The 22,320-nt window shown below is 67.2% G+C and carries 23 protein-coding genes; 7 read left to right on the forward strand and 16 right to left on the reverse strand.

Features of this window, described 5'->3' with window-relative positions; genetic code table 11:
* Positions 1 to 28 precede the first annotated feature (28 nt).
* The 4 genes from dusB to OG394_RS13320 form a co-directional block, all read right to left on the reverse strand.
* The gene (gene dusB, locus OG394_RS13305; protein ID WP_328996830.1) at positions 29 to 1,150 is read right to left on the reverse strand and encodes a tRNA dihydrouridine synthase DusB; all 1,122 of its coding nucleotides are present in this window, start codon (positions 1,148 to 1,150) and stop codon (positions 29 to 31) included.
* A 2-nt stretch (positions 1,151 to 1,152) separates the two neighbouring features.
* Positions 1,153 to 1,794 (reverse strand): hypothetical protein, encoded by a 642-nt coding sequence (locus OG394_RS13310; RefSeq protein ID WP_328995609.1) that lies wholly within the window; start codon positions 1,792 to 1,794, stop codon positions 1,153 to 1,155.
* A gap of 2 nt (positions 1,795 to 1,796) precedes the next feature.
* A complete protein-coding gene (locus OG394_RS13315) occupies positions 1,797 to 3,182 on the reverse strand; it encodes a glycine--tRNA ligase (RefSeq protein ID WP_328995610.1) in 1,386 nt (461 codons plus the stop codon).
* Between the two features lie 114 nt (positions 3,183 to 3,296).
* A complete protein-coding gene (locus tag OG394_RS13320; protein ID WP_328995611.1) occupies positions 3,297 to 3,596 on the reverse strand; it encodes an antibiotic biosynthesis monooxygenase family protein in 300 nt (99 codons plus the stop codon).
* Positions 3,597 to 3,771: 175 nt separating this feature from the next.
* Between OG394_RS13320 and OG394_RS13325 the strand changes: the two genes are divergently transcribed.
* The 5 genes from OG394_RS13325 to OG394_RS13345 all read left to right on the forward strand — a co-directional run bounded on the left by OG394_RS13325 (position 3,772) and on the right by OG394_RS13345 (position 6,670).
* On the forward strand, positions 3,772 to 4,083 hold the full coding sequence (locus OG394_RS13325) for a DUF6703 family protein (RefSeq protein WP_328995612.1): 312 nt from the start codon (positions 3,772 to 3,774) through the stop codon (positions 4,081 to 4,083).
* Between the two features lie 12 nt (positions 4,084 to 4,095).
* Positions 4,096 to 4,530: an AraC family transcriptional regulator gene (locus OG394_RS13330; RefSeq protein WP_328995613.1), complete on the forward strand. Its 435-nt coding sequence runs from the start codon at positions 4,096 to 4,098 to the stop codon at positions 4,528 to 4,530.
* 100 nt (positions 4,531 to 4,630) lie between these two features.
* Positions 4,631 to 5,110, forward strand: coding sequence for a VOC family protein (locus OG394_RS13335; protein WP_328995615.1), 480 nt, complete (start codon positions 4,631 to 4,633; stop codon positions 5,108 to 5,110).
* Between the two features lie 364 nt (positions 5,111 to 5,474).
* Entirely contained in the window at positions 5,475 to 6,257 is a 783-nt protein-coding gene (locus OG394_RS13340) for an alpha/beta fold hydrolase (RefSeq protein WP_328995616.1), read from the forward strand.
* A complete protein-coding gene (locus OG394_RS13345) occupies positions 6,254 to 6,670 on the forward strand; it encodes a VOC family protein (RefSeq protein ID WP_328995617.1) in 417 nt (138 codons plus the stop codon). Before OG394_RS13340 ends, OG394_RS13345 begins: the two co-directional genes overlap by 4 nt.
* On the opposite strand, the gene OG394_RS13350 is transcribed toward OG394_RS13345, so the two are convergent.
* Positions 6,654 to 7,205 (reverse strand): TetR/AcrR family transcriptional regulator, encoded by a 552-nt coding sequence (locus OG394_RS13350; protein WP_328995618.1) that lies wholly within the window; start codon positions 7,203 to 7,205, stop codon positions 6,654 to 6,656. The genes OG394_RS13345 and OG394_RS13350 overlap by 17 nt on opposite strands.
* Before the next feature lie 99 nt (positions 7,206 to 7,304).
* Here OG394_RS13350 and OG394_RS13355 point away from each other — a divergent pair, with 99 nt between their 5' ends.
* On the forward strand, positions 7,305 to 8,528 hold the full coding sequence (locus tag OG394_RS13355; protein WP_328995620.1) for an FAD-dependent monooxygenase: 1,224 nt from the start codon (positions 7,305 to 7,307) through the stop codon (positions 8,526 to 8,528).
* On the opposite strand, the gene pepN is transcribed toward OG394_RS13355, so the two are convergent.
* The 5 genes from pepN to OG394_RS13380 all read right to left on the reverse strand — a co-directional run bounded on the left by pepN (position 8,513) and on the right by OG394_RS13380 (position 15,174).
* Positions 8,513 to 10,969: an aminopeptidase N gene (gene pepN, locus OG394_RS13360; RefSeq protein WP_328995622.1), complete on the reverse strand. Its 2,457-nt coding sequence runs from the start codon at positions 10,967 to 10,969 to the stop codon at positions 8,513 to 8,515. The two genes, OG394_RS13355 and pepN, sit on opposite strands and share 16 nt — an antisense overlap.
* Positions 10,970 to 10,992: 23 nt before the next feature.
* A complete protein-coding gene (locus tag OG394_RS13365; protein WP_328995624.1) occupies positions 10,993 to 11,493 on the reverse strand; it encodes a hypothetical protein in 501 nt (166 codons plus the stop codon).
* A gap of 39 nt (positions 11,494 to 11,532) precedes the next feature.
* Positions 11,533 to 12,084 (reverse strand): DUF305 domain-containing protein, encoded by a 552-nt coding sequence (locus tag OG394_RS13370; protein ID WP_328995625.1) that lies wholly within the window; start codon positions 12,082 to 12,084, stop codon positions 11,533 to 11,535.
* Positions 12,081 to 13,343, reverse strand: coding sequence for a DUF1996 domain-containing protein (locus tag OG394_RS13375; protein WP_328995626.1), 1,263 nt, complete (start codon positions 13,341 to 13,343; stop codon positions 12,081 to 12,083). The genes OG394_RS13370 and OG394_RS13375 overlap by 4 nt, the downstream gene beginning before the upstream one ends.
* Before the next feature lie 79 nt (positions 13,344 to 13,422).
* Positions 13,423 to 15,174, reverse strand: coding sequence for a galactose-binding domain-containing protein (locus OG394_RS13380; RefSeq protein ID WP_328995627.1), 1,752 nt, complete (start codon positions 15,172 to 15,174; stop codon positions 13,423 to 13,425).
* 213 nt (positions 15,175 to 15,387) lie between these two features.
* Between OG394_RS13380 and OG394_RS13385 the strand changes: the two genes are divergently transcribed.
* The gene (locus OG394_RS13385) at positions 15,388 to 16,380 is read left to right on the forward strand and encodes a LacI family DNA-binding transcriptional regulator (protein ID WP_328995630.1); all 993 of its coding nucleotides are present in this window, start codon (positions 15,388 to 15,390) and stop codon (positions 16,378 to 16,380) included.
* A 7-nt stretch (positions 16,381 to 16,387) separates the two neighbouring features.
* On the opposite strand, the gene OG394_RS13390 is transcribed toward OG394_RS13385, so the two are convergent.
* The 6 genes from OG394_RS13390 to OG394_RS13415 are packed head-to-tail and all read right to left on the reverse strand — an operon-like array spanning position 16,388 to position 22,286.
* A complete protein-coding gene (locus OG394_RS13390; protein ID WP_328995631.1) occupies positions 16,388 to 17,761 on the reverse strand; it encodes an alkaline phosphatase family protein in 1,374 nt (457 codons plus the stop codon).
* Complete coding sequence (gene eboE / locus OG394_RS13395) at positions 17,758 to 18,918, reverse strand: metabolite traffic protein EboE (protein ID WP_328995632.1); 1,161 nt, start codon at positions 18,916 to 18,918, stop codon at positions 17,758 to 17,760. The genes OG394_RS13390 and eboE overlap by 4 nt, the downstream gene beginning before the upstream one ends.
* Positions 18,915 to 19,769: a TatD family hydrolase gene (locus tag OG394_RS13400; RefSeq protein WP_328995633.1), complete on the reverse strand. Its 855-nt coding sequence runs from the start codon at positions 19,767 to 19,769 to the stop codon at positions 18,915 to 18,917. The genes eboE and OG394_RS13400 overlap by 4 nt, the downstream gene beginning before the upstream one ends.
* Complete coding sequence (locus tag OG394_RS13405) at positions 19,769 to 20,497, reverse strand: EboA domain-containing protein (protein WP_328995635.1); 729 nt, start codon at positions 20,495 to 20,497, stop codon at positions 19,769 to 19,771. Before OG394_RS13405 ends, OG394_RS13400 begins: the two co-directional genes overlap by 1 nt.
* Positions 20,494 to 21,384: a sugar phosphate isomerase/epimerase family protein gene (locus tag OG394_RS13410; protein ID WP_328995636.1), complete on the reverse strand. Its 891-nt coding sequence runs from the start codon at positions 21,382 to 21,384 to the stop codon at positions 20,494 to 20,496. Before OG394_RS13410 ends, OG394_RS13405 begins: the two co-directional genes overlap by 4 nt.
* Positions 21,381 to 22,286 carry an SCO3242 family prenyltransferase gene (locus OG394_RS13415; RefSeq protein ID WP_328995637.1) on the reverse strand — a complete coding sequence of 302 codons (906 nt, stop codon included), beginning with the start codon at positions 22,284 to 22,286 and terminating at the stop codon, positions 21,381 to 21,383. Before OG394_RS13415 ends, OG394_RS13410 begins: the two co-directional genes overlap by 4 nt.
* Between the last annotated feature and the right edge of the window lie 34 nt (positions 22,287 to 22,320).

Genomic DNA, 22,320 nt, shown 5'->3' on the forward strand with positions numbered 1-22,320 from the left:
TTCCGACGAATGAATGCAAAGAAAACCTCTAGCCGCCGGAGATGCCGATTTCGGCTTCGGACATGTCGGTGGTGAGGCCGTCGGTGTCGTCGAGCCAGCCGTACGGGAGGATCACGTGGTCGCGCGGACCGCCTTGGCGACCACGCGGTGCGCCGAGTTCGCGGATGGGGAAAGGCGCGGTGTGTTCGAGTTGGACCAACAGCGCGTCCAGTTCGGCGAGCGACGAGACCGTGCCGAAGGACGCGCGGAGCTCACCACCAACCGGGAAACCCTTGAGGTACCAAGGCATGTGCTTGCGCATATCCCGCAGCCCGCGGTTCTCGCCCATCAGGTCCGAGAGCAACTCCGCATGCCGGCGCATCACCGACGCCACCTCGCCGAGGATCGGCAGGTTGAGCGCCTCACCACCCGCGAACGCGACAGCCAGATCGCGGAACAACCACGGCCGACCGAGGCAACCACGACCGACGATGACGCCCGCGCAACCGGTCTCCTCGACCATGCGCAGCGCGTCCGACGCCTCCCAGATGTCGCCGTTGCCGAGGACCGGGATGTTCACGTGCTGCACGAGCTCCGCGATCTTGGACCAATCGGCTTCACCCGAGTACGCCTGCGCCGCCGTACGACCGTGCAGGCCGATCGCGGCGCAGCCCGACTCCTCGGCGATGCGGCCGGCGTCGAGGTACGTCTGGTGGTCGGCGTCGATCCCGATCCGCGTCTTCATCGTCACCGGCACGCCGTACGGTGTCGCGGACTTGACCGCCGCCTGGAGGATCGCGCCGAGCAGATTGCGCTTCCACGGCAGGGCCGCGCCACCGCCCTTGCGCGTCACCTTCGGCACGGGACAACCGAAGTTCAGGTCGATGTGGCGCACGCCGTACGAGTCGCAGAGCAGCTCGACCGCGCGGCCGATGTAAATCGGGTCCACGCCATACAGCTGAACCGAGCGAACCGTCTCGCGCTCGTCGAACGTCAGCATGTCCAGGCTCTTCTGATCGCCCTCGACGATGCCGCGCGATGTGATCATCTCGCAGACGTACAACCCGGCGCCCTGCTCCGCGCACAACCGCCGGTACGCCGCGTTCGTGATGCCGGCCATCGGCGCGAGCACGACCGGCGTATCGATGGTGAGATTTCCGAGTTGCAACATCATCAGGCCTTCGCCACCAGGACCCGGCCGTCGCCGGATACCACTGCCTTGTAGGGCCGAACCGCGTTCGCCGTGGTGGTGACGTCACACGCGATGCCTTGCTGGTCGGCGTGATTCACCACGGCCACGGCCTCCATCGTGCACGTCACCTGCGCCGCGTCAGGCGCCGTCCGCTGCACCGCGTCGACGACCTTCACGCGGGTGATCGGCACGAACTGCGAGGTGAACTTGTACGTCGCGGAGTACTGCTTGGCCTCAACGACGAGCTTGCCCGAATAGACCTTCCCGGCGTACGTCACCTTGCAAGTCAGTTCGTGCCTGCCGGGCTTCTCCGCGTCGTCGATCCCCGGACAGGCGACCGTCGTCTCGGCCGCACGGCCTGCCGCGATCTGGGCCTGCCGCGCGATGGCGAACCGGATCCGCTCGGCCAGCGGCGCGTCCTCGGCCGGCGTACCGGTCACGCGAGGAGTCGGCCACGGCTTCGTCGGCGAAGGCAACGGCGTCAACGTCGGCGTGGACGCCGTCGGGATCGGCGCGCTGCTCTGCAACGGCGGAGGCGGCGACGGGCTCGGAGTGGCCGAAGGCGTGTCGGAACAGCCTGCAAGAACCGCCGCCGTCACCACTAGAACCACGCCAATACGCATGATCAGCAGCCCACCAGGCGCTGAGCGAGGTAGCCCGTGACCTCGGTCAGCGCGACCCGCTCCTGCTTCATCGAGTCGCGCTCGCGAATCGTCACGGCGTTGTCGTCGATGGTGTCGAAGTCGACCGTGATGCAGTACGGCGTACCGATCTCGTCCTGACGGCGGTAGCGACGACCGATCGCGCCGGCGTCATCGAAGTCGACGTTCCAGTTCTTGCGCAGCTCCGCGGCCAGGTCCTTCGCCTTCGGCGACAGGTCCGCGTTACGCGAGAGCGGCAGCACGGCGGCCTTGACCGGCGCGATCCGCGGGTCGAAGCGCAGCACCGTGCGCTTGTCCACGCCGCCCTTGGCGTTCGGCGCCTCGTCCTCGGTGTAGGCGTCGAGCAGGAAGGCCAGCACGTTGCGAGTCAGCCCGGCCGCGGGCTCGATCACGTACGGCGTCCAGCGCTCGCCCTTCTCCTGGTCGAAGTACGACAGGTCGACGCCCGACTCCTTCGAGTGGGTCGACAGGTCGAAATCGGTCCGGTTCGCGATGCCCTCGAGCTCGCCGAACTCCGAACCACCGAACTGGAACTTGTACTCGATGTCGACCGTGCGCTTCGAGTAGTGGCTGAGCTTCTCCTTCGGGTGCTCGTAATACCGAAGGTTCTCCGCCTTGATGCCGAGGTCGAGGTACCAGTCCCAGCGCGCCTTCAGCCAGTACTCGTGCCAGTCCTCGTCGGTCCCGGGCGCGACGAAGAACTCCATCTCCATCTGCTCGAACTCGCGGGTCCGGAAGATGAAGTTGCCCGGCGTGATCTCGTTGCGGAAGCTCTTGCCGACCTGGGCGATGCCGAACGGCGGCTTCTTCCGGGCGGTGCCCATCACGTTCGCGAAGTTCACGAAGATGCCCTGCGCGGTCTCGGGCCGCAGGTAGTGCAGGCCTTCCTCCGACTCGACCGGACCCAGGTACGTCTTCAGCAGACCGTTGAACATCTTCGGCTCGGTGAACGTGCCCTTGTTACCGCAGTTCGGGCAGGGCACGTCGGCCAGCTTCACCGTGGCCTCGTCCTTGCCCTTGCGCGCGGCGAACTCCTCGCGCAAGTGGTCCTCACGGAAACGCTTGTGGCAGGACTGGCACTCGGTCAGCGGGTCGACGAACTCGGCGATGTGCCCACTGGCCACCCACACCTGACGCGGCAGGATGACCGAGGAGTCGAGCCCGACGATGTCGTCACGGCTGGTCACCATCGACCGCCACCACTGGCGCCGGATGTTCTCCTTCAGCTCCACCCCGAGCGGTCCGTAGTCCCACGCCGACCGCGTGCCGCCGTAGATCTCGCCACAGGGGTAGACGAAACCCCGGCGTTTGCTCAGGCTGACAACGGCATCGACGGTATCCACGGGCACTTTTCGACTCCAGAAGGTGGTACGGGCAAGAATCCAGGCTATCGGGCCGAGGTACCGGCCGTCACAATCGCCACCGTCACTGCTGCGATAACAAAGGCTTTGGTGTCTGCGAAGTCAGGAAGCGGCGGGGTCGAGCGGGTCGTAGGCAGTCGGTTCGTCGATCGCCAGCGACAACAGCGGCACCGCCGCCATCTTCACCTCGAACGGCGACAGAGCGCGGCGGTAACTGCCGATGTTCTCCCACTCCATCGACAGAGCCAGCAACTCCGGGTCATCGGCATTGCGACCGGTCCTGGCCGCGACAAAGCCCTTCTGCCGCGACAGCACCTCGACCGCCGTTTCCAGCCGGCCGATGAACTCGCCCTGCGCGCCCTCTTCGACCCGGAACCTAATCACCACGAACACGCCCGCCACCCTACGGCGTCCCCCTCACCCACCGTCATCCCCCCGCTCCGACCAGCCGTGTCGCCCATCATCGGACCCTTGTGACCCGGCGTGTCGGCACTCATCGGTCCTTTGTGACGCGGCGTGTCGGCACTCATCGGTCCCTTGTGACCAAGTTGTTGGATTGGCCTGGGAGGATGGCGGAATGAGTAGTTCTCAGCCCACCGGGCCGGTCAGTCCCCTGCGGGCGCGGATCACCAAGGCCAGCTATCCGTTCATCGCCCGCCTGCACGCGATGCCGAAGCTGACGCTGCCGCTCGTCACGCTGCTGCTGGTCGTGATCGGGGCCTTCGCGCCCGTCGTCGCCGCCGTGCCCGCGCTGATCGTGCTCGCCGTCCTGCTGGCCTGGCTCGGCTTCCTTTCCTGGCCGGTCGTCGGCACGGGCAGCAAGGCCGTACGCGTCTTCGCCGTCCTGGTCATCGCCTTCTTCGCGATCTCCCGGATGGCCGGCAGCTAAGGCTCAAGGCCGATGGGCAGCGTCCCGTTGGAGCGTCACCTGCTCAAGGTGCGCGACCTGATGGACAGCTCGTACGCCGAACCGCTCGACGTCGCCGCCCTCGCTCGCAGCGCGGCCGTTTCCCCGGCGTACTTCAGTCGCAGCTTCAAACGGACGTTCGGCGAAACCCCACACCAGTACCTGATGAGCCGCCGGATGGAGCGGGCCAAGGCGTTGCTGCGCGCGGGCGAGCTATCCGTGACCGAGATCTGCCTGGCTGTCGGCTTCACCAGCCTCGGCTCGTTCAGCACCCAGTTCCGCCGGTTCGTCGGCATGAGCCCGAGCGCTTACCGCGAACAGGCCGGCACCTCGTGGGATCACCAGCTGCCGTCCTGCTACATCAAGATGTGGACCCGTCCCGCCCAAAAGGCCGTGTTCGAGAAGCCCGCAACGCCACCCGCGCCCTAGCCCTGGCGGCCCTCCGGCCCGGACCTGTTGACCGTGCCGGTCTGCGGGCGTATCGGTGGAAGTTAAGGCCAACGCACGACCTACTTTGCAGGAGGACACGATGACCAAGTTGTTTCCCTGTCTGTGGTTCGACGGCAACGCCGAGGAGGCGGCCGACTTCTACGTGACGTTGCTGCCGGACAGTCACGTCGACAAGGTCTGGCGCACGCCGGCTGAGACACCGGCCGGGCCGGCGGGCATGGTGCTGACGGTCGACTTCACTCTCGCCGGCCAGCATTACCAGGGGCTCAACGGTGGCCCGGACTTCAAGTTCAACGAGGCGGTGTCGTTCGTCATCGGCTGCGACGACCAGGCCGAGGTCGATCGGCTGTGGGACGCGCTCACGGCGAACGGCGGCGAGCCCGGCCCGTGTGGCTGGGTCAAGGACCGCTTCGGCTTGTCGTGGCAGATCGTGCCGCGCCGGCTGGACGAGTTGCTCGATGATCCCGATCCCGAGCGTGCCCGGCGAGCGATGGAGTCGATGCTCAAGATGGGCAAACTCGAAGTCGCCGAACTGGAGCGCGCCGCCGACGCAGCCTGACCACGTCTCATCGCTTTGAAGGCTGGTTCCGGCGGTGATCTCGGCGAGCTGCGAACAGCTGGTAAAGACCTCCCAGGAGCATGCCAATCCCGACGCCGACGATCGGGAATGCTGGTACGCCGTAAATTGAGACGTCATTGATGGTCAGGACAACAGCCACGACGATCGTGACGGCGCCAGCAATGACGTTCTGCCAGCCTTGAGCCTTGCGACGGGCAATCTCGCTGCCCCTCTCAATCGGTCCACGAATCGTACTGGTCGGGACCTACGTAACGGCTCCACCGCCAGAGGGCAGTTTTCGAGAAGCCGACGACGCTACTGCCGCCCTAGTGTCCTGAGCAGGAGACGACGACAGGGAGCAGAGATGAGTACGACGACCTCGAAGGACGGCACCACCCTCGCGTACGACGTGACCGGCTCGGGCCCCGCGCTCGTCCTGGTGTCGGGCGCTTCGACCACACGCGCGTCGAATCAGGAGTACGCCGAGCAGTTGTCGGCCGATTTCACCGTCTACAACTACGACCGGCGCGGCCGCGGCGACAGCGATACCAAGAGCGACTTCACCGGGACCATCGCGGTCGAGCGCGAGTTCGAGGACCTCGACGCGATCATCGCCGAGGCCGGAGGCGCCGCCGCCGTACTCGGGTTCTCCTCCGGTGCCGTACTCGCGCTCAAAGCCACCGCGAACGGCGCCAAGGTCACGGATCTGGTGTTGTGGGAAACGCCGTTCTCGCTCGACGAAGGCGGTCCCGCGCGGCAAGCGACGTACGCGGCGGAGCTGCACGAGCACCTCGCCGCCGGCCGCAACGGTGATGCCGCCGCCCTTTTCATGAACTTGGTCGGCCTGCCGCCCGAGATGATCGCGAACATCCGCAACTCGCCGATGTGGCCCGGCCTAGAAGCGGTCGCGCCTTCACTCGCGTACGACGCCGCGGCCATGGGCGACAGCCGCATCCCGGACGTTTCGGGTGTCACCGCGCGAACGCTGGTGCTCGACGGCGGCGCCAGCCCGGCCTTCCTGCAGGACGCGGCCACCGCGCTGACCAAGGCCCTGCCGAATGCCGAGCGAACCACCCTCGAAGGCCAGGACCACAGCGTATCGGCCAACGCGCTGGTGCCCGTCGTCCGGAAGTGGCTGGGCCGATGATCACCGGATACGGGCTGGTCTGCCTCTGGGTCTTCGACCAGGACGAGGCGTACGACTTCTACGTCGGCAAACTCGGTTTCGACGTCACCTTCCAGCAGGAGATGGACGGCGTCCGCTGGCTACTCGTCAACCCGCCGGGCGCTCCGGAGCTGCCGCTCGCCCTCAACGTGCCAGGCCCGCCGGTGATGGACGAGGAGACCGCCGCGGCCGTCCGGAAGCTCGTCTCGATCGGATATGCCGGCGGCCCGGGCGCGTTCAAGACCGACGACTGCTGGAAGTCGTACGCCGAATTGAAGGCGCGAGGCGTCGAGTTCATCGGCGAACCCGAGGAGACGTTCTACGGGATCGATGTGGCGTTCCGCGATCCCTTCGGAAACCACTGGCGCCTCACCCAAGTCAAGCCGCGGGACTGATCCCCAGCGTCGCGCAGGCGGCTTCGACGGCGGCGGCGCGGAGCTCGTCCGGGTCGGCGTCCTCGAACATCACCGCGCAGTCGGACAGACCGCCGATCGCCACCATCAGCCGGGCCTGTTCGCGCAGATCGGGATCGGGCCCGGCGAGCAGGTTCGTGACCCGCATCCGCCAGGCGATGAAGCGGTTGACCAGGTCGTAGCGGGCCAGCACGCCGAAGTCCTGGACCACCAACTGGATCAGGCTGCGATGCCGGTAGAGCTCGTCGAAGTACGAGTTCAGCAGCTCCCGCGGATCGACCGGCGCCTTCGCCTCGAGCGCGGTCGCGAAGGTCTCGATCTCCGCCAGGAACGGCTGGAAGAGGCTGCCGACCAGCTCGTCGCGCGACTTGAAGTGGTAGTACAACGCGGGTTTGGTCACGCCGAGGCGATCGGCGATCTGCTGCAGGCTCGTCTGCTCGACGCCCTGGGTCACGAACAGCTCCAGCGCGACCGCCTGGATCCGCTGCTTCGTATCCCCCGACTTCGGCCTTGGCATCTTCCGGACAATACCTGACTTACCGTTAAGTAAGCCGTTGACACCGCCCTCGAAAGTTTGCTTACCTTCCGTTAAGTAAACAAAGTCTAGGGGGCAACGATGACCACCGTTCTGATCTCAGGCGCGAGCGTGGCCGGGCCGGTGCTGGCGTACTGGCTGAAGCGCTACGGCTTCGAACCGACCGTGGTCGAACGCGCGCCCGCGTTGCGGCACAGCCTCGGCGGCCACGCGATCGACCTCTTCGGCCCGGCGATGGACGTGATCGAGCGGATGGGCCTGCTCACCGACGTGTACGCCGCCCGGACGCGCACACAGTTCATGACGATGTACCGGCCGGGCCGCCGTCCGGTCAAGGCCGACCTGGATCGCGTGGTCGCGGGCATCTCCAGCCGGCACGTCGAGATCATGCGCGGCGAACTGACGAAACTCCTGTACGACGCGTCGGCCGATGACGTCGAGTACGTCTTCGGCGACTCGATCGCCTCGCTGCACGACGACGGCCATGGGGTCGACGTGACCTTCGAGCAAGGCGAGCCCCGGCGGTTCGACCTGGTCATCGGCGCCGACGGCTTGCACTCGAACGTACGGCGCCTGGTCTTCGGACCGGAGGAGTCGTACCTGAAGTATCTCGGCGGCTACCTGGCGGTCTACACCGTGCCGAACTACCTCGGGCTGGACGGGCGGATGCTGATGCACCCCGCGATCGACAAGCTCGTCGGGACCTATGCGGTGCACCAGACCGGACAGGCGCGGGCGTTGTTCCTCTGGAGAAGGCCTGAGCAGTTCTCGTACGACTACCGCGACATTGATCAGCAGAAGGACCTACTGCGACAGGAGTTCGGCAGAGACGGCTGGGAGGTCCCGAACTTCATCAAGCACTTGGACGCGGCAGAGGACTTCTACTTCGACTCGATCAGCCAGATCACCTTGGACAGCTGGCACCGGGGACGAGTGGCTCTAGTCGGCGACGCCGGCTACTCCCCCGGACCGGCCGTTGGCGGCGGCACCAGCCTCGCAGCCGTCACGGCGTACGTCTTGGCGGGTGAACTGGCGACGTACGCCGATCCAGTGGCGGGCCTGCGCGCGTACGAGGACCGCGTGCGGGGATTCGTACTTCAGAACCGTCAGGTCGCTCCGAAGATGATGAAGGCGCTACTGCCGTCAAGCCCGGCAGGGGTTTGGGCGACGGTCCATGCGCTCAACCTGATCGCCAGAGTGCCTCTCGGACTTCAGAAGCTCGTGAGCCGCCAGGGCCTCGGATTCGCCAAAGCCCTCGACGCGATCACCATTACGGACTACAAAGCGGGTTACAAGGTCAGCTGAGTCCGTACGACGATTGCCCGGCGGAGGTCGTCCGCCAGGTCGGAGACGGCCCGGCGGATGCTCGGGTCGATCGTCGTATCGGCGATCAACCGGTCGGCCTGGTCGATCACCCGCTGATCGATCGCGAACTTGGGAAAGACCTTGGTCGTGGTGATGGAGAGCGCCACCCCGGCGCGGATCCCGGCCGTGCCCGCGATCTCGCTGAAGAACCGTTGCACGTAAGGCGCAGTGAGCTCGGCCTGACCCGGGTGCCAGAAGCCATCGCAGTTGGCGAACAGCTCGTTCACACCGATCGCGGGATCAGTCATGATCCGCGTCCAGGCCAGCTCCTTCGCCTGCACATCCGGCAACGCGGCCCGGCAACGCGCGGCCTGGGTAACCCCTTCGGTCGACTGGTCGCGGGCCAGTTCGGCGTCGATCTCGGTCGCGCCGAACACGCCCAGCCGGACCAGCTGTAGCACCAGCGACCAGCGCAGATCCGCGTCGACCTTCAGCCCCTCCGGGACCTCGCGGCCGTCAAGCCAACCCTGCAGCATCGACGCGTCATCGGTGGTCGTGATGACGCCCCGGGCGATCGCGAGTTGGAGGCTGCTGCCGGGTGGGGTCGACCCCAACCTGGTGGTGAGGACTGTCGCGAGCTCGCCGCGATACGGCTCGTACGGCAGGTAGATGCCGCACACCCGAGTCTCCGCCCAGCGCAGCAATGAGCCGACCGCGATATCGCTGTCCTCGTGCGGGATCGCCGCCAGCAGGACGCTGAACGCCTGCCGCGGATCGAGCTCCGCGTCGGCCGTAGCATCGCGAATGCTGTTCCAGATCACACCACGAGTGATACCGCTCTCGATCTTCGGCAGCACCTCGGTCAGATTGGCGAGGCTGGTCACGTCGAGGCGGATCTTGGCCCAAGTGTCATCCCCCGCATCCGGTACGACGACCGCGTACGCCGGATCGAGGTCGACGTCGCCCCGCGAACCGTCGAGCCTTGCCCGAACCGACGTACCGCGGCCGGTCGCGTCGTACCCGCCGATCGTCAATTGATGCGGCCTATCGGCATCACCGCTTCGATGCAACGTGATGCCGGTCGCAGTGCGCTCGGCGCTGATCGTGTCGACGCCGGACGTGCGCAGCCATTGCGCCGACCACTCGGGCAGATCCTTGGCGCCGGCCTCGGTCAGCTTGCCGATGAACTCGCCCAGATCCGCGTTGCCGAACTCGTGCGCGTCGATGTGCGCGTTGACGCCCTTGAGGAACACCTCGTCGCCCAGGTAGGCCGCGAGTTGTTTGAGCACGGCCGCGCCCTTGGCGTACGAGATCCCGTCGAAGTCGTCGAGCGAGGCGCGCGCGTCCTTGATCGCGTCAGCCGCGACCGGGTGGGTCGAGCTGCGCTGGTCGGCCTGCAGCCCCCACCACTTGCGGACGAAGGCGAAGTCCTCCCAATGGCCGGGATGATCCGTCACGTCGGTCGAGACCCGGTGGGCCATGTACTCCGCGAAGGACTCGTTCAGCCAGAGGTCGTTCCACCACCTCATCGTGACCGCGTCGCCGAACCACATGTGCGCCATCTCGTGTACGACGACCCGCGCGCGCGTGCTGCGCTCGGCCGTCGTGACCGCCGACCGGAAGACGAGGGTGTCCGCGAACGTCACACAGCCCGGGTTCTCCATCGCGCCGAGGTTGAAGTCGGGCACGAAGACCTGGTGGTACTCGCCGAACGGGTAGCGATAGCCGAACAGCCGGTGGTACTCGTCGAAGGACTGCCGGGTGACCGTGAAGAGTTCGTCCGCGTCGCGATCGAGATACGGCGCGAGCGATTGCCGGCAGGCCAGACCCAGCGGAATCCCGTCATGCTCGGACCGGATCAGGTGGTACGGCCCGGCCACCACGGTCGCGAAGTACGTCGACAGGGGTTTCGTCTCGGCAAGCTCCCACTCGCCCGGGCCGACTCGCGTGGCGGCGCCGTTGCCGAGCACGATCCAGTCGTCCGGCGTCTTCACCCGCATCCGGTACGGCGCTTTGAGGTCCGGCTGGTCGAAACACGCGAAGTATCTCGGGGCGGACTCGAGCGAGGACATCCCGTAGAGGTAGACCCGGCCGTCCGCCGCGTCCACCGAGCGCTGCAGGCCTTCGCCGTCGAACGAGTAGGCCATTCGCGCCTCGACGACGAGGTCGTTCTCCGCCGCGAGCCCGGTGACCGGCAGCCGTCCGTCGTCCAGGCCGGTGACGTCGATCGGCTCGCCGTTGAGTGTCACCGCGAGCAACTCATCGGGCTTCACGTCGAGGAAGGTCTGCTCGCCCTGGATCGCCGTGAACCGGATGCGGCTCGTGCTGCCAAACGTCCGGTCGTTCTCCTCCTGGCTCGAGAAGTCGAAGTCCAGTTGGTAGGAGCGGACGGTGATGACCCGAGCGCGGGTCCGGGCTTCTTCAACAGTGAGAGCAGGCACGCCTTCGACGCTACTTCGACGGCTCAGTGGGAGTGCTGTAGCGCGGCCACCAGCCTAGGGACCTGACTAGTGGCGTCAGCCGGGTTTCCACTGATCGGGACCAGCGGCAGCACCTGCTGGGAGAGTCCGGCGACCGGGTAGCCCAGGTCCACGAGGGCCGACTCCAGCGCACCCACCAGGCGATCGGGCTGCCGCCAGGTGCCGAACCACCAGACGACGCGCTCGCGCCGCCTCGGATCCTCCGGCCCGAAAGTCCCGGCTGCGTCGATCTGGCTCCGCCGAGCGACCGGTCCCATGGCCGCGACGAAGGCCACCCCGTTCCAGGCCCAGACCGCGGTACGACCAGTGGTGAGCCGAGTATGGCCACCTAGCATGGCCGCCAACTTCCACCCCGGTCGCACAGCCGTGATCGACCCGGCCTCGAACCGGTCGAACGGCACCACGTGGGGACGCAGGAACGGAGCGAACGACCCGATCAGCAGGAGCCGGTCACCAGTTGCCGAAGGGATGCTTGCCGCGCTCAACCGAACAGTCCTCCTGCCGCATCTGCCATGTTCCCGACCCTACTTCGCCGGTAGGAGCATCAACTGGGTTGAGCGGGTCTCCACGATCGAGGCGGCGAGGGATTTGACCTCGGGGTGCTCGCCGGCCGTGGCGATGCTCTGCGCGACGACGATGGACTGCTCGACGTGCTCGCGCAGGTTCCTGGCGAGGAGGCGGTCGAACGCCGCGCCTCTGGCGTTGCCGAGGGCAACGATCTCGGGCTCGGTCATCATGCCGGGCATGTCGTGGCCGGCGTGCTGGTTCGCGGTCGGCGCCTTCGCCTTGGCGCGGAGTGCCTTGAGCCGGGTCAACTCGGCTCGACGGTCGTTCGCCGTACCGGCCGCGAGCTTTCGCAACTCGGGATCGACCGTGTGCCTGGCGGCCAACTCGAGGACCCGCAGGAGTTGCTCGTCCATCGGGATCATCAGCTGCAACCAGGCCAGGTCGGTCGGGTTGAACGCGCTATCGCTGACCACCGGCTGGTGCTGCTCGTGCCCGGCATGATCCGGCGGCGCTTTGATTCCACCGCAACCGGCCACGAGCAGCACCAGCAAGACGCTCAACCACTTCATGGGCGGCCGTTGGCTCCGCACTTGATGATCGGGCGGATGCAGTCGTTCACACGCCGGGCCATCTCCTCGACGGGCCACGCGTTGAAGAAGTCGCCGTGCATCGTGAAGCCACCACCGGACGCGAGCCGGAAGTTCGCCGGATCGCCATTCACCGGATAACGCAGCACCTGACGCAGCTTCGGCACATGCACCGGATGCGTCGACGGGCAGCCGCCGTTGACCGGATACGACATATGACTCTTGTGATCGGCCGAGTCCAGGTCGCGCCCGTTCCAGCACTGCGGGAAATCGAGGTACGACTCGAGCATCGTGCCGGCCGGACAGTTGACGAAGTCGTGCCCCGATCCGACGTGACCCGCGTGCAGGCAGGACCACCGCGAGATGGTGTTGTCATTCGGACCGGCCGCCTTGGCATTCCCCGCCACGATCCGTAGGCCGAACGGCAACGGCTGGGTGGTCGCGATGACCTCATCCCGCACGCCTTCGCCGAGGTAGTAGAAGGTCGTCCCAGTCGGCTCGACCGGCTGGTTGTTCACGAACAAGGTCGGCACCCAGTACGACGACTTGTCCTCGGCCGGGTTGCAGTTGGTCGGCGCGTTCTTGAGGGTGTCGATCGTGGTGTGCGCGTTCACCGTCGTGCTGCCGAAGAAGCTGTGCATATGCGAGGCACCGGGCATTCCCGGGAAGACGATCGGATCATCCGGAAGCCGGTGACTGAACGGGCAATCCGCCAAGAACTCCGCCACCCGCACGATCGGACCACCGTCGGGCGTACCGCCGTACACCTGGAACTCCCACAGTGAGACGCCCCACTGGGTTGCACGCTCAGTGGCGAGTACGCGGACGTACCGGCCGTTGCCGTTGACCGTGACGGTTTGAGAGCCGCCAGGCCCGTCGTTGGTGGTGTGGATGGTGGTCCAGCTCTGAGCGTCGTTCGACGTCTGCAGCTGGAAGTCGCGCGCGTACGCCGCCTCCCAGCCGAGTTGGACCTTGGTGAACGCCTGTGGCGAGCCGAGGTCGATCTGCAACCACTGCGGATCACCGACGGCACTGGACCACCTGGTGCCGCTGTTGCCGTCGACGGCCGCACTGGCCGGGAACGCGCCACTCTCGACCGTAGAGGCGAGAGCTGGACGCCCTTGTGAGAGCAGGGTTTCTGCCGCACTACTGGTCTGGCTAGTCGCTACAAGATAGGTGGTGAGCAGTGCAGCCAGCGCCACCGCGAGAGTTGTGATGCGGGCTAGAGGACGGGGTTCCATGCGGGCTCCTAGGGGGCTAGGTGGAACCCGTGGGCCCGGCTGCTTCGATCAGCCACCGGGCCCACAGGGGTACTGGGTGTTACTTGTAGACGCGGACGTAGTCGACGAGCATCCGCGCGGGGAACGGCGTACTGGCGTTGGGCGGGCCCGGCCAGTCACCACCGACCGCAAGGTTGAAGATGATGTAGAACGGGTGGTCGAAGACCCACGGACCACGAGTCGCCTCTACCTGGGCCTTGTCGATCGTGAAGACAGTGCGGCCGTCAAGCGTGTAGACGATGCCTTTGCTGTTCCAGGTCGCCGCCCAGGTGTGGAAGTCGTCGGAGAAGTCCGCGCCGTTGGGCAGCGTGTAGGACCCACCGATGCCGCCACCACCGTTGTACGCCGGGGCGTGCACGGTCGAGTACGCCGTCTTCACGTCCTTGCCGAGCACCTCGAGGATGTCGATCTCGCCGTTGTACGGCCACGGGCGTCCGGTCAGGAAGTCCGCACCCATCATCCAGAAGGCGGGCCACAAGCCGGCGCCCTTCGGGATCTTCACGCGGGCCTCAATCTTGCCGTACGTGGTGTGGAACTTGTTGCCGGTGTTCATCCGGTGTGACGTGTACTGGCAGGTGCCGCTGCCGGTCAGCGGATCGATCGGACAAGTCGAACCGGGGGTGACCTCCTTGCGGGCCTCCATCACCAGGTTGCCGCCGCCGTCCATCGAGGCGTTGTTGTTGTTCGTGTAGTACTCGAGCTCGTTGTTCGGCCCGGTGCCCGGGTCGATCGTCCACTTGGCCGCGTCGGGCTTGGCGCCGGCCGGACCGTTGAACTCGTCACTCCACACCAGCGTCACCGGCGGGTCGGCCGGATCGGCGGGCGGCGTCGGCGGCGTGTTCGGTGCACCACCAGTGCCGTAGACGTCGAATGCCCACAGCGAATAGCCGTACGGCGTGTTGCGCTGCGTGCCGTACATCCGGACATAGCGGCCCGTGCCGGTGATGTTCAACGTCTCCTTGAACCCGGGCCCCGCGGTGGTGCCGTAGATGCGGCTCCAGTTCACGGCGTCGTTCGAGACCTGGATCTCGTACGACTTGGCGGACGCGGGATCCCACTGCAGCACGACCTTGTCGATCTGCGCGGTGGCACCGAGGTCGACGTAGATCCAGCCCGGGTCGACCCAGCCGGAGTCCGTCGCGGTGGCCCAGCGACTGGCGGGGTCAAGGTCGAACGCGCGTGCCGGGGTGCACTCCCAGCAGTTCGAGTCGTGCTGCTGGGTCGAGGCGACGCCGGTCTTGTTGTACGACAGCAGCTTGCTGCCCGGACCGGGGTCGGGATCGCCGCCGGTGGTGCCGAAGACCTTGAACTCCCAGAGCGAATATCCCCATTGGGTGGCGCGCTCCGTGCCGTACATCCGGACATAGCGACCGGATCCGGTGACGTTCAGGGTCTGCTCGCCACCCGCGCCGGTGGTGGTCGAGTAGATCGGCGTCCAGTCGCTGCCGTTGGACGAGGTCTGGACCTGGAAGGCGCGAGCAAACGCTCCCTCCCAGCTCAGCACGACCTGGTTGATGGTGGCCGACTGGCCGAGGTCGATCTGGATCCACTGGGGGTCCGCGAAGGCGCTCGACCAGCGGGTGCCAGGGTCGCCGTCGACTGCCGCGGCGGCGGTGAACACCGCGTTCTCGGTGGACGAGGCGGTGGCGGTTTTGCCTTGTGAGAGCAGGATGTCGGCCGCGCCGGCCGACTGTGGAACGGAGAAGAGGGCCGCGACCAGGCCGGCGGCGAGAGTGAACAGGATGCCCGCACGCAGACGTTCAGGGCGTGCGGGACTACGAGACGAACGCATGGCATCTCCTGGTGGGCGGTGCGGAAAATAGCCGGGGAACGTTCCCTGAGGTGAGCGTGCTGGTCCCGTCACCCGGTGTCAAGACCTCGGCCGAAACCTGCTCGTAACTTGCGTTGGCGTTCAGAGCCGACCACTTGACGGTCGTACCCGTCAGGACCGATGCTCTTCGGGGAACGCTCCCCATTGTTCGACTCGAGCCACGGAGGCCACGACGTGAGACGGCCCACCCTGCATGCGGTCGCGGCCCGGGCCGGTGTCTCTAAGTCGAGCGTGTCCCGGGTGATCAACGGCGAGCCGACCGTCGCGCCGGAGATTCGCCAGATCGTGCTGCGGGCGGTGAACGAACTCGGCTATGTGCCGAACAGCGCGGCCCGCAACCTCGTCACCCAGCGGACCAACACGATAGCGATCATCGTCTCCGATCCCCCGGCCGGTCTCGTCTCGGATGACCCGATGTTCGCGATGGTCGTCCGCGCGGCGAGCCGGGCGCTGGAGGCGGCCGGCAAGCAGGTCGCGCTGGTGCTGGCCGGGTCGCCGGAGAGCCGGTTGCGCGTCGAGCAGTACGTCGCGGCCGGGCACGTCGATGGCGCGATGCTGGTCTCGATGGATGGCGCCGATCCGTTGCCGGCGATGCTGGCGCGGACGGGGATTCCGGTGGTGTCGCATGGCCGGTTGGCGAACGACCTGATGCCGTGGGTGGACAACGACAACGTCGGCGGCGCCACGCAAGCCGTACAGCACCTGCTCGAGCGTGGGCGGCAGCGGATCGCGACGATCTCCGGGCCGTTGGATATGCCCGCGGCACAGGAACGGCTGGCGGCTTACCGAAATACGTTGAAGGACACCGGGCGTCGGTCGATCGTTGCCTTGGGCGACTTCACGCGGATCTCCGGCGCCGAGGCGATGCGCCAGCTCCTGGACGACGATCCGGATTTGGACGCGGTCTTCGCCGCGAACGACCTGATGGCGATCGGCGCGCTACGAACGCTTCGCGAGGCCGGCCGCCGTGTGCCCGACGACGTGGCCGTGGTCGGCTTCGACGATATCGAGGCGGCCTCCTACACGGCGCCTCCGTTGACGACCGTCCGCAGCCCGATGGGCGATCAGGCCACCCAAACGGTTCAGCTCCTCCTGAACCTCTTCAAGACCGGCACGGCCGACCCGGTCGTGCTCCCTACCGAGGTCATCATCCGCGAATCCACCTAGCCGCCCGTCAACCGCGCGGGATGCCGCCGGCCCGCAGGATGAGGTCCCGTACGTCGGTGGGGGCGACCGCGGCACCCGCTTCCAGCAGCGCGGGGTCTGAGACGAGCAGTACGGGTCCGTCTTCGGGAGACGCGGGCAAAAGTCCATGGGACCCACGCACTATCGACGGATCGACCGGTACGACCGACATCGCGTACCTCAGGCCGAGCTTCTTCTTCACCAGGTACGACGCCGCCCGTGGTTTGACGAATCTGTCCGCCGGATCGAAGAACAGCTCGGCCGGGTCATAGCCGGGCTTGCGATGGATCTCCACGCCGCGCGCGAAGTCCGGCGCGTTGGCGTCATCCAGCCAGTAGTAGTACGTGAACCAGGCATCCCGTTCGGCCAGCGCCACCAACTCGCCCGCCCGCTCGTGGTCGAGGCCGAACCGTTCCTTGCCCTCGGCATCGAGCACCTCCCCCACACCCGATAGCCCGCGAAGCAGGTCCGCCGCCTTCTCCACGTCGGCCGGATCCTGCACGTACACCTGGGCAACCTGATGATCCGCCACCGCGAACGCCCGCGACGCCCACGGATCGAGATACTCCATTCCGTCCTGGACGTACACCTCCAGCAGTCCCTCACGCCGGAGCAACCGATTGATGTCGATCGGACGCGACACATCCGTGATCCCGTATTCGGACAACACGATCACCGTCGCGCCCGCTCTGGTGGCATCGTCCAGCAACGGCCCGAGGACCGCGTCCAACTCCGCCGCCGCCTTCACCGCCTGCGCCGACGAAGCGCCGTACCGCTGCAGGTCATAGTCCAAATGCGGCACGTAGGTGAGCAGCAGATCGGGGTTGTCCTCGGCAAGGATTTGGCGCGACGCGGCAACGATCCACTGACTCGACCGGATACTTGCCGTCGGCCCCCAATAGTGGAACAGCGGGAAGTCCCCAAGACGAGACGTCAATCGGTCGTGCAGTTCCTTCGGCCGGGTGTAGCAATCCGGCGCCTTCCGCCCATCGGCGTAGTAGATCGGCCGAGGTGTCACCAGCAGATCCGTCTCGGCACCCATCGCATACCACCAGCAGACGTTCGCCACCTTGTACGACGGATTCGTCCGGCGCGCGATGTCCCAGACCTTCTCCCCCTGGACGAGTCGGTTGTGCTGGCGCCAGAGGAAGACCTCACCGAGATCGCGGAAGTACCATCCGTTCCCCACGATTCCGTGGTCACGCGGAACCAACCCGGTCAGGAAGGTCGCCTGCGCCGAACACGTCACGGCCGGCAACACCGCACCCAACGCGCGAGTCTCGCCAACCCGGCGCAACCGCGGCATGTGCTCGAGCAGGCGAGGTGTCAACCCGACGACGTCGATGACCACTACCTGGTTCATGCGACGACCTCCAGTCCGAGCGAGACCAGGCGGTCGCGCAACCAGCTGAGCTCACCGGCGATACCAGCGGCCAGTTCCTCGACGTCGCGCGGCCGCTGCGCCTTCGGCAACACCGACCAGGTGTACGTCTCCGACTCGAGGTGATGCGTGCGCGGCGTTGCCCCACCGACGAGCTCTCGCAACGACGCGTCCAGCACGTCGGTGGTGCTACGCAGCGGCGCAAGTGGTTCCGCATGAACCGGCACATGGAAGTGCACCCGCCAGGCCTCGTCCACCGGCAACTCCGCCGCGAGCGACAAGTCGTCCACACCCTCCAGGCCGGCCGATCGCGTCTGATGCAGGAACTTCGGCTCCGCGAACTCCGCCAGCAACGCGCGGCTCGCGGGATCGCCTGGATCGTCGATCTGCAAGGCCGCCGAGACCTGGCTCTTCACCACTGGCACTCCCGCCGCGGCAAGCCCGCGAAAGGCGTCCGCCGGGTCCTCGAACTGGACCGCGAGATGACACGTGTCAACGCACACCCCGATCCGCGCCCGCGCCGCCGCGCCGTACGGGCTGAGCCAGTCGGCGGCCTGCGCGACGGTCTCGACGATGCACCCGGGCTCGGGTTCGAGCGCGACCCGGATCCGCCGGCCGGTACGTTCCTCCAGCCGCGCGAGATCGTTGCCCAGGGCACCGATTGCCGTACGTGCGAGGGCGTCCCGGTCGCCGTACCAAGGGGTGCGCCAACCGAGCGGCAGCGTCGAGATCGAGCCGTACGACGCGTCCGCGGGCAGGAGTTGTGCGAGCACCTCGGCCAGTCGGCGGGTGTATTCCAGTCGCTCGGGCTGGGACCAGTCCGGCAGGTAGACCTTCTTGCCGACGACCTCGTCGTGGAAACCGGCGTACGGGAAACCGTTCAGGGTGACGACCTCGAGCCCGTTCCGGTCGAGCGCCGCGCGGAGCCTCGTGAGGGCCTCGGGGGACGAGGCGAGTTGGGCCGCGAGGGCGTGTGCCAGCCAGAGGCCGACGCCGAGAACCGGTACGTCGAGGCGTTTGCGGACGAGCGCGGCACAACCGTCGAGCTGTGCGATCACTCCGTCGAGGTCTTCGGCGGGATGCACGTTGGTGCAGTAGGCGAGATGCACGATCGACCCGTCCGGGTGGCGGAACCTCACGGCCGCGCTCCGCGCAGAATCGAGTTCCCCGCGAACGTGGCGTCGCCGTCTGGTTGAGAGCCGAGTTCGAGGCGTCCGGATTGGGCGTAGAAGTCGACCGGGTTCTGCCAGAGCACCCGGTCGACGTCCGCGGCGGTGAACCCGGCCGCGAGCATCGCCTCGCCGGTCCGGTAGGTCAGCAGGGGATCGGACTTTCCCCAGTCCGCGGCGGAGTTGACCAGCATCCGCTCGGTGCCGAACGTCCGCAGGATCGCCACCATCCGATCCGGGTCCATCTTGGTATCGGGATAGATCGAAAACCCAAGCCAGCAACCGGAATCGGCGACCTCTTTGACCGTCACCTCGTTCAGGTGATCGACGAGGACCATGGCCGGATCAAGCCCTGACTCCCGTACGACGGCCAGGGTTCGCGTGGTGCCGACGGCCTTGTCGCGGTGTGGGGTGTGCACGAGGACGGGCAGTTCGAAGCGTTTGGCCAGTTCGAGTTGGGCCGCGAAGACCTCGTCCTCCGCCGGCGTCATCGAGTCGTACCCGACCTCCCCGACCGCGACGACTCCGTCCTTCGCCAGGTAACGCGGCAGCACGTCGAGTACCTCCCGGCAGCGCGGATCGTTCGCCTCCTTCGGGTTGAGCGCGATCGTGCAGTGGTGGGCGATGCCGAACTGCGAGGCGCGGAACGGCTCCCAACCGATCAGCGCGTCGAAGTAGTCGACGAACGAGCCGACACTCGTGCGCGGTTGTCCCAGCCAGAACGACGGCTCCACCAGCGCGCGAACGCCGTGCGCGAACATCGCCGCGTAGTCGTCGGTGGTGCGCGAGGTCATATGGATATGCGGGTCGAAGATGCGCATCAGGCCGTCCTCAGATAGGGCTGCAGGTCAGCCGGAACGTCCCGTCCGGCCGCCGTTCGCTCAGCGGCGAAATCAGTCATCATCCGGATGAGCTCATCATCCGAACGTGCGGGCAAACCGTCCACGGCACTCAGCGGCACCCCGGCGAAGACGCACTTCAGCACCGCCTGCCGAAACCCCGCCGCCTCGAGATACCGCGTCGCGTACGGCCCCAGCGCCGCCGCGAGCAACCGCTGGTCGTTCGTCCGAATCGCGTCCGCCACCAACGGCACACCCCGATCGCCCAGCGCCTCCGCGACCTCCCGAACCCCCAACGCCTTCAAAACCGCCCGCTTCTCCCCCGCATCCCCATACCGATAAACCCCGCCCAAGGCCGCCACGAACTCGTCCCCGCTCAACACCCCCACCAACCCCGCCACCAACACTCCCCGCGCCACCTCATCCACCCCCCACCCCGCCACCAGATTCCGTTCATCGGGCCCTTGTGACACGGCGTGTTGCGCTTCATCGGACCCTTCTGACCAACTGGTCCGCTCGCCGTTAGATCCGGTGGGAGCGTGCAGCGGACCTCGGCCGACCTTGCGCCCGACGGCTGGGAAGGCGGCCGCGAGTAACTCCGGCCGTCCCCGCTGCGCCGCGAGCCACGCGGACTCCGGGAGCATCGCACTCAAGTACCGAGCCGTGAGCACGAACGCCCCCGGCCGCTCGCCAGAACTCCAGGCCGTCATGAAGCGGCCGCGCGGAGGAAGTCGATGGATTGCTGGGCGACGACCGGCGCCGCATGCGAGTGCCTGGGCAGTTCGACCGCGACCAGACCGGCATACCCGGCGTCCCGCAGGGCGCGCAGAACGGGCGGGAAGTCGACTTCGCCGGTGCCGAATTCCAGGTGCTCGTGTACGCCGCGGCGCATGTCGTCGATCTGGACGTTGACCAGGTACGGCGCTGCCAACGCGACGCATTCGGATGGCGGCATCATCTCGTTGCAGCGCAGATGACCGATATCCAGCGTCAGTCCGAGCGGTTGGACCTCGGCTTGGAGCTTGAGGTATCCCGCGAGATCGTCGACGAGCATGCCCGGTTCGGGCTCGAAGCCGAGCGGGACCTGCCGCGCCTCGGCGTACGTCGCGATCTCGGCGCATCCCGCGACCAATCGCGACCAGCCGACGTCGGGTGAGACGCCGGGCGGGAGCGTGCCTGACCAGAACGAGACCGCTTCCGCACCGAGTACCGCCGCGATGTCGACAGCCCTTTGCAGCAAGGCGATCCGCCGTTCGGCGCCATCCGTATGCAGCAGCGTCGGCTCGTGCTTGCGCCTCGGGTCCAGGACGTAGCGCCCGCCGGTCTCGATCACGACGGCCAGGTCGTACCGCGCGAGCACTCGCGCCACCTCCGCCGTACGGGCGGGCAGGTCCGGGCCGAACGGGTCGAGGTGGTTGTGGTCGAGCGTGAGCGCCACCCCGACGTATCCGAGCTCCGCGATCACGGCGAGCGCCTCGGACAGCCGGTGGTTGGCGAATCCGTTGGTGCCATAACCGAATCGCAAGGACGTGCCCTCCGACTCCCCAGGTCCGGCTTCAGCGGGCGACTCCACCGGTCCGGCTTCGGCGGCCGTCATGTCGGCGAGATCTTCCGCGCCAATGCCCGGGCCAACGGCAAGGCCGCGACCAGGCCCAGTCCGACTCGGGACGCGCCGTTGCGGGCGCACCACGCGGCCTGCAACGGGACCAGCCCGTGGATTCCCGATGCGACGGCCATTCGGATGTTCAGACCATCCGGTTGCTGGGCGGCAGTCCACTGCGCCGGTCCGACCGCTCGCGCGAACAACCCGGCGAGTCCAGCGGCGATCAGGCCATCGCGAAGTCCGGCGCCGCCGAGACCGGTCACCCCGCGCAAACCGGGAGTGCCGCGTAGGCCGGTCGCGGCAGGTAGGGCGGTGGCGGCGGTGATCAGGGAGGTAGCGGCCAGGGCGGTTCGCGCGGGGTGTGGCGTACCGCCGTGGACTTCGTTGCGGGACATCAGGGTTACGCCGAGGATGTGGGTGCCGACGACTAGGGCCGGGGCCCAGGCTCGCCTTCGGGACGAACCCGCTCCGACCAGTACGTCGAGGGAGCGGGCGGTGGCCATGAGGAAGGGACCGGCCGGGGTGTTCTTGCCGCCGAGGTCGTAGGCCCAGGCCGTGGCGGCGAGAGCGGTTGACGTACGGAAGGTCGCCGAGCCTCCGGCCGCGCGCGCCAGGCCCAGGCCGGCGGCGGTGAGGCCACTCGCCAGTACGAGCGCGACACTGGCCGATACGCGGCCGGAGGGGATCGGGCGGTCGGGGCGTTCGATCGCGTCGACGTCGCGATCAGCCCAGTCGTTCAGGGCCATGCCGGCCCAGTAGATGCAGACCGAGGACGCCGCCAGCCCGATCACCCGGCCGGCCCGAAGGTTGCCCGAGGCAACGGCACCCGCCAGCACATCCCCAGGCACGGTCAATGCCGCCGGCGCCCGAACCAATTCCGCAAGCACCCGGATCATGGTCGGGTCCAGGTCACGAAGACGCGCGCCATGG

The organism is Kribbella sp. NBC_01245 (assembly GCF_036226525.1).
Lineage (GTDB): Bacteria > Actinomycetota > Actinomycetes > Propionibacteriales > Kribbellaceae > Kribbella.

Coding starts and splice junctions, on each gene's coding strand:
- OG394_RS13400 (WP_328995633.1), bottom strand. CDS start 19,769: ATGCGCATCTTCGACCCGCATATCCATATGACCTCGCGCACCACCGAC.
- OG394_RS13355 (WP_328995620.1), top strand. CDS start 7,305: ATGACCACCGTTCTGATCTCAGGCGCGAGCGTGGCCGGGCCGGTGCTG.
- OG394_RS13390 (WP_328995631.1), bottom strand. CDS start 17,761: ATGAACCAGGTAGTGGTCATCGACGTCGTCGGGTTGACACCTCGCCTG.
- OG394_RS13370 (WP_328995625.1), bottom strand. CDS start 12,084: ATGAAGTGGTTGAGCGTCTTGCTGGTGCTGCTCGTGGCCGGTTGCGGT.
- OG394_RS13410 (WP_328995636.1), bottom strand. CDS start 21,384: ATGACGGCCGCCGAAGCCGGACCGGTGGAGTCGCCCGCTGAAGCCGGA.
- OG394_RS13340 (WP_328995616.1), top strand. CDS start 5,475: ATGAGTACGACGACCTCGAAGGACGGCACCACCCTCGCGTACGACGTG.
- OG394_RS13350 (WP_328995618.1), bottom strand. CDS start 7,205: ATGCCAAGGCCGAAGTCGGGGGATACGAAGCAGCGGATCCAGGCGGTC.
- OG394_RS13380 (WP_328995627.1), bottom strand. CDS start 15,174: ATGCGTTCGTCTCGTAGTCCCGCACGCCCTGAACGTCTGCGTGCGGGC.
- OG394_RS13330 (WP_328995613.1), top strand. CDS start 4,096: ATGGGCAGCGTCCCGTTGGAGCGTCACCTGCTCAAGGTGCGCGACCTG.
- OG394_RS13310 (WP_328995609.1), bottom strand. CDS start 1,794: ATGCGTATTGGCGTGGTTCTAGTGGTGACGGCGGCGGTTCTTGCAGGC.
- OG394_RS13415 (WP_328995637.1), bottom strand. CDS start 22,286: ATGATCCGGGTGCTTGCGGAATTGGTTCGGGCGCCGGCGGCATTGACC.
- OG394_RS13335 (WP_328995615.1), top strand. CDS start 4,631: ATGACCAAGTTGTTTCCCTGTCTGTGGTTCGACGGCAACGCCGAGGAG.
- OG394_RS13325 (WP_328995612.1), top strand. CDS start 3,772: ATGAGTAGTTCTCAGCCCACCGGGCCGGTCAGTCCCCTGCGGGCGCGG.
- dusB (WP_328996830.1), bottom strand. CDS start 1,150: ATGTTGCAACTCGGAAATCTCACCATCGATACGCCGGTCGTGCTCGCG.
- OG394_RS13375 (WP_328995626.1), bottom strand. CDS start 13,343: ATGGAACCCCGTCCTCTAGCCCGCATCACAACTCTCGCGGTGGCGCTG.
- OG394_RS13405 (WP_328995635.1), bottom strand. CDS start 20,497: ATGACGGCCTGGAGTTCTGGCGAGCGGCCGGGGGCGTTCGTGCTCACG.
- OG394_RS13345 (WP_328995617.1), top strand. CDS start 6,254: ATGATCACCGGATACGGGCTGGTCTGCCTCTGGGTCTTCGACCAGGAC.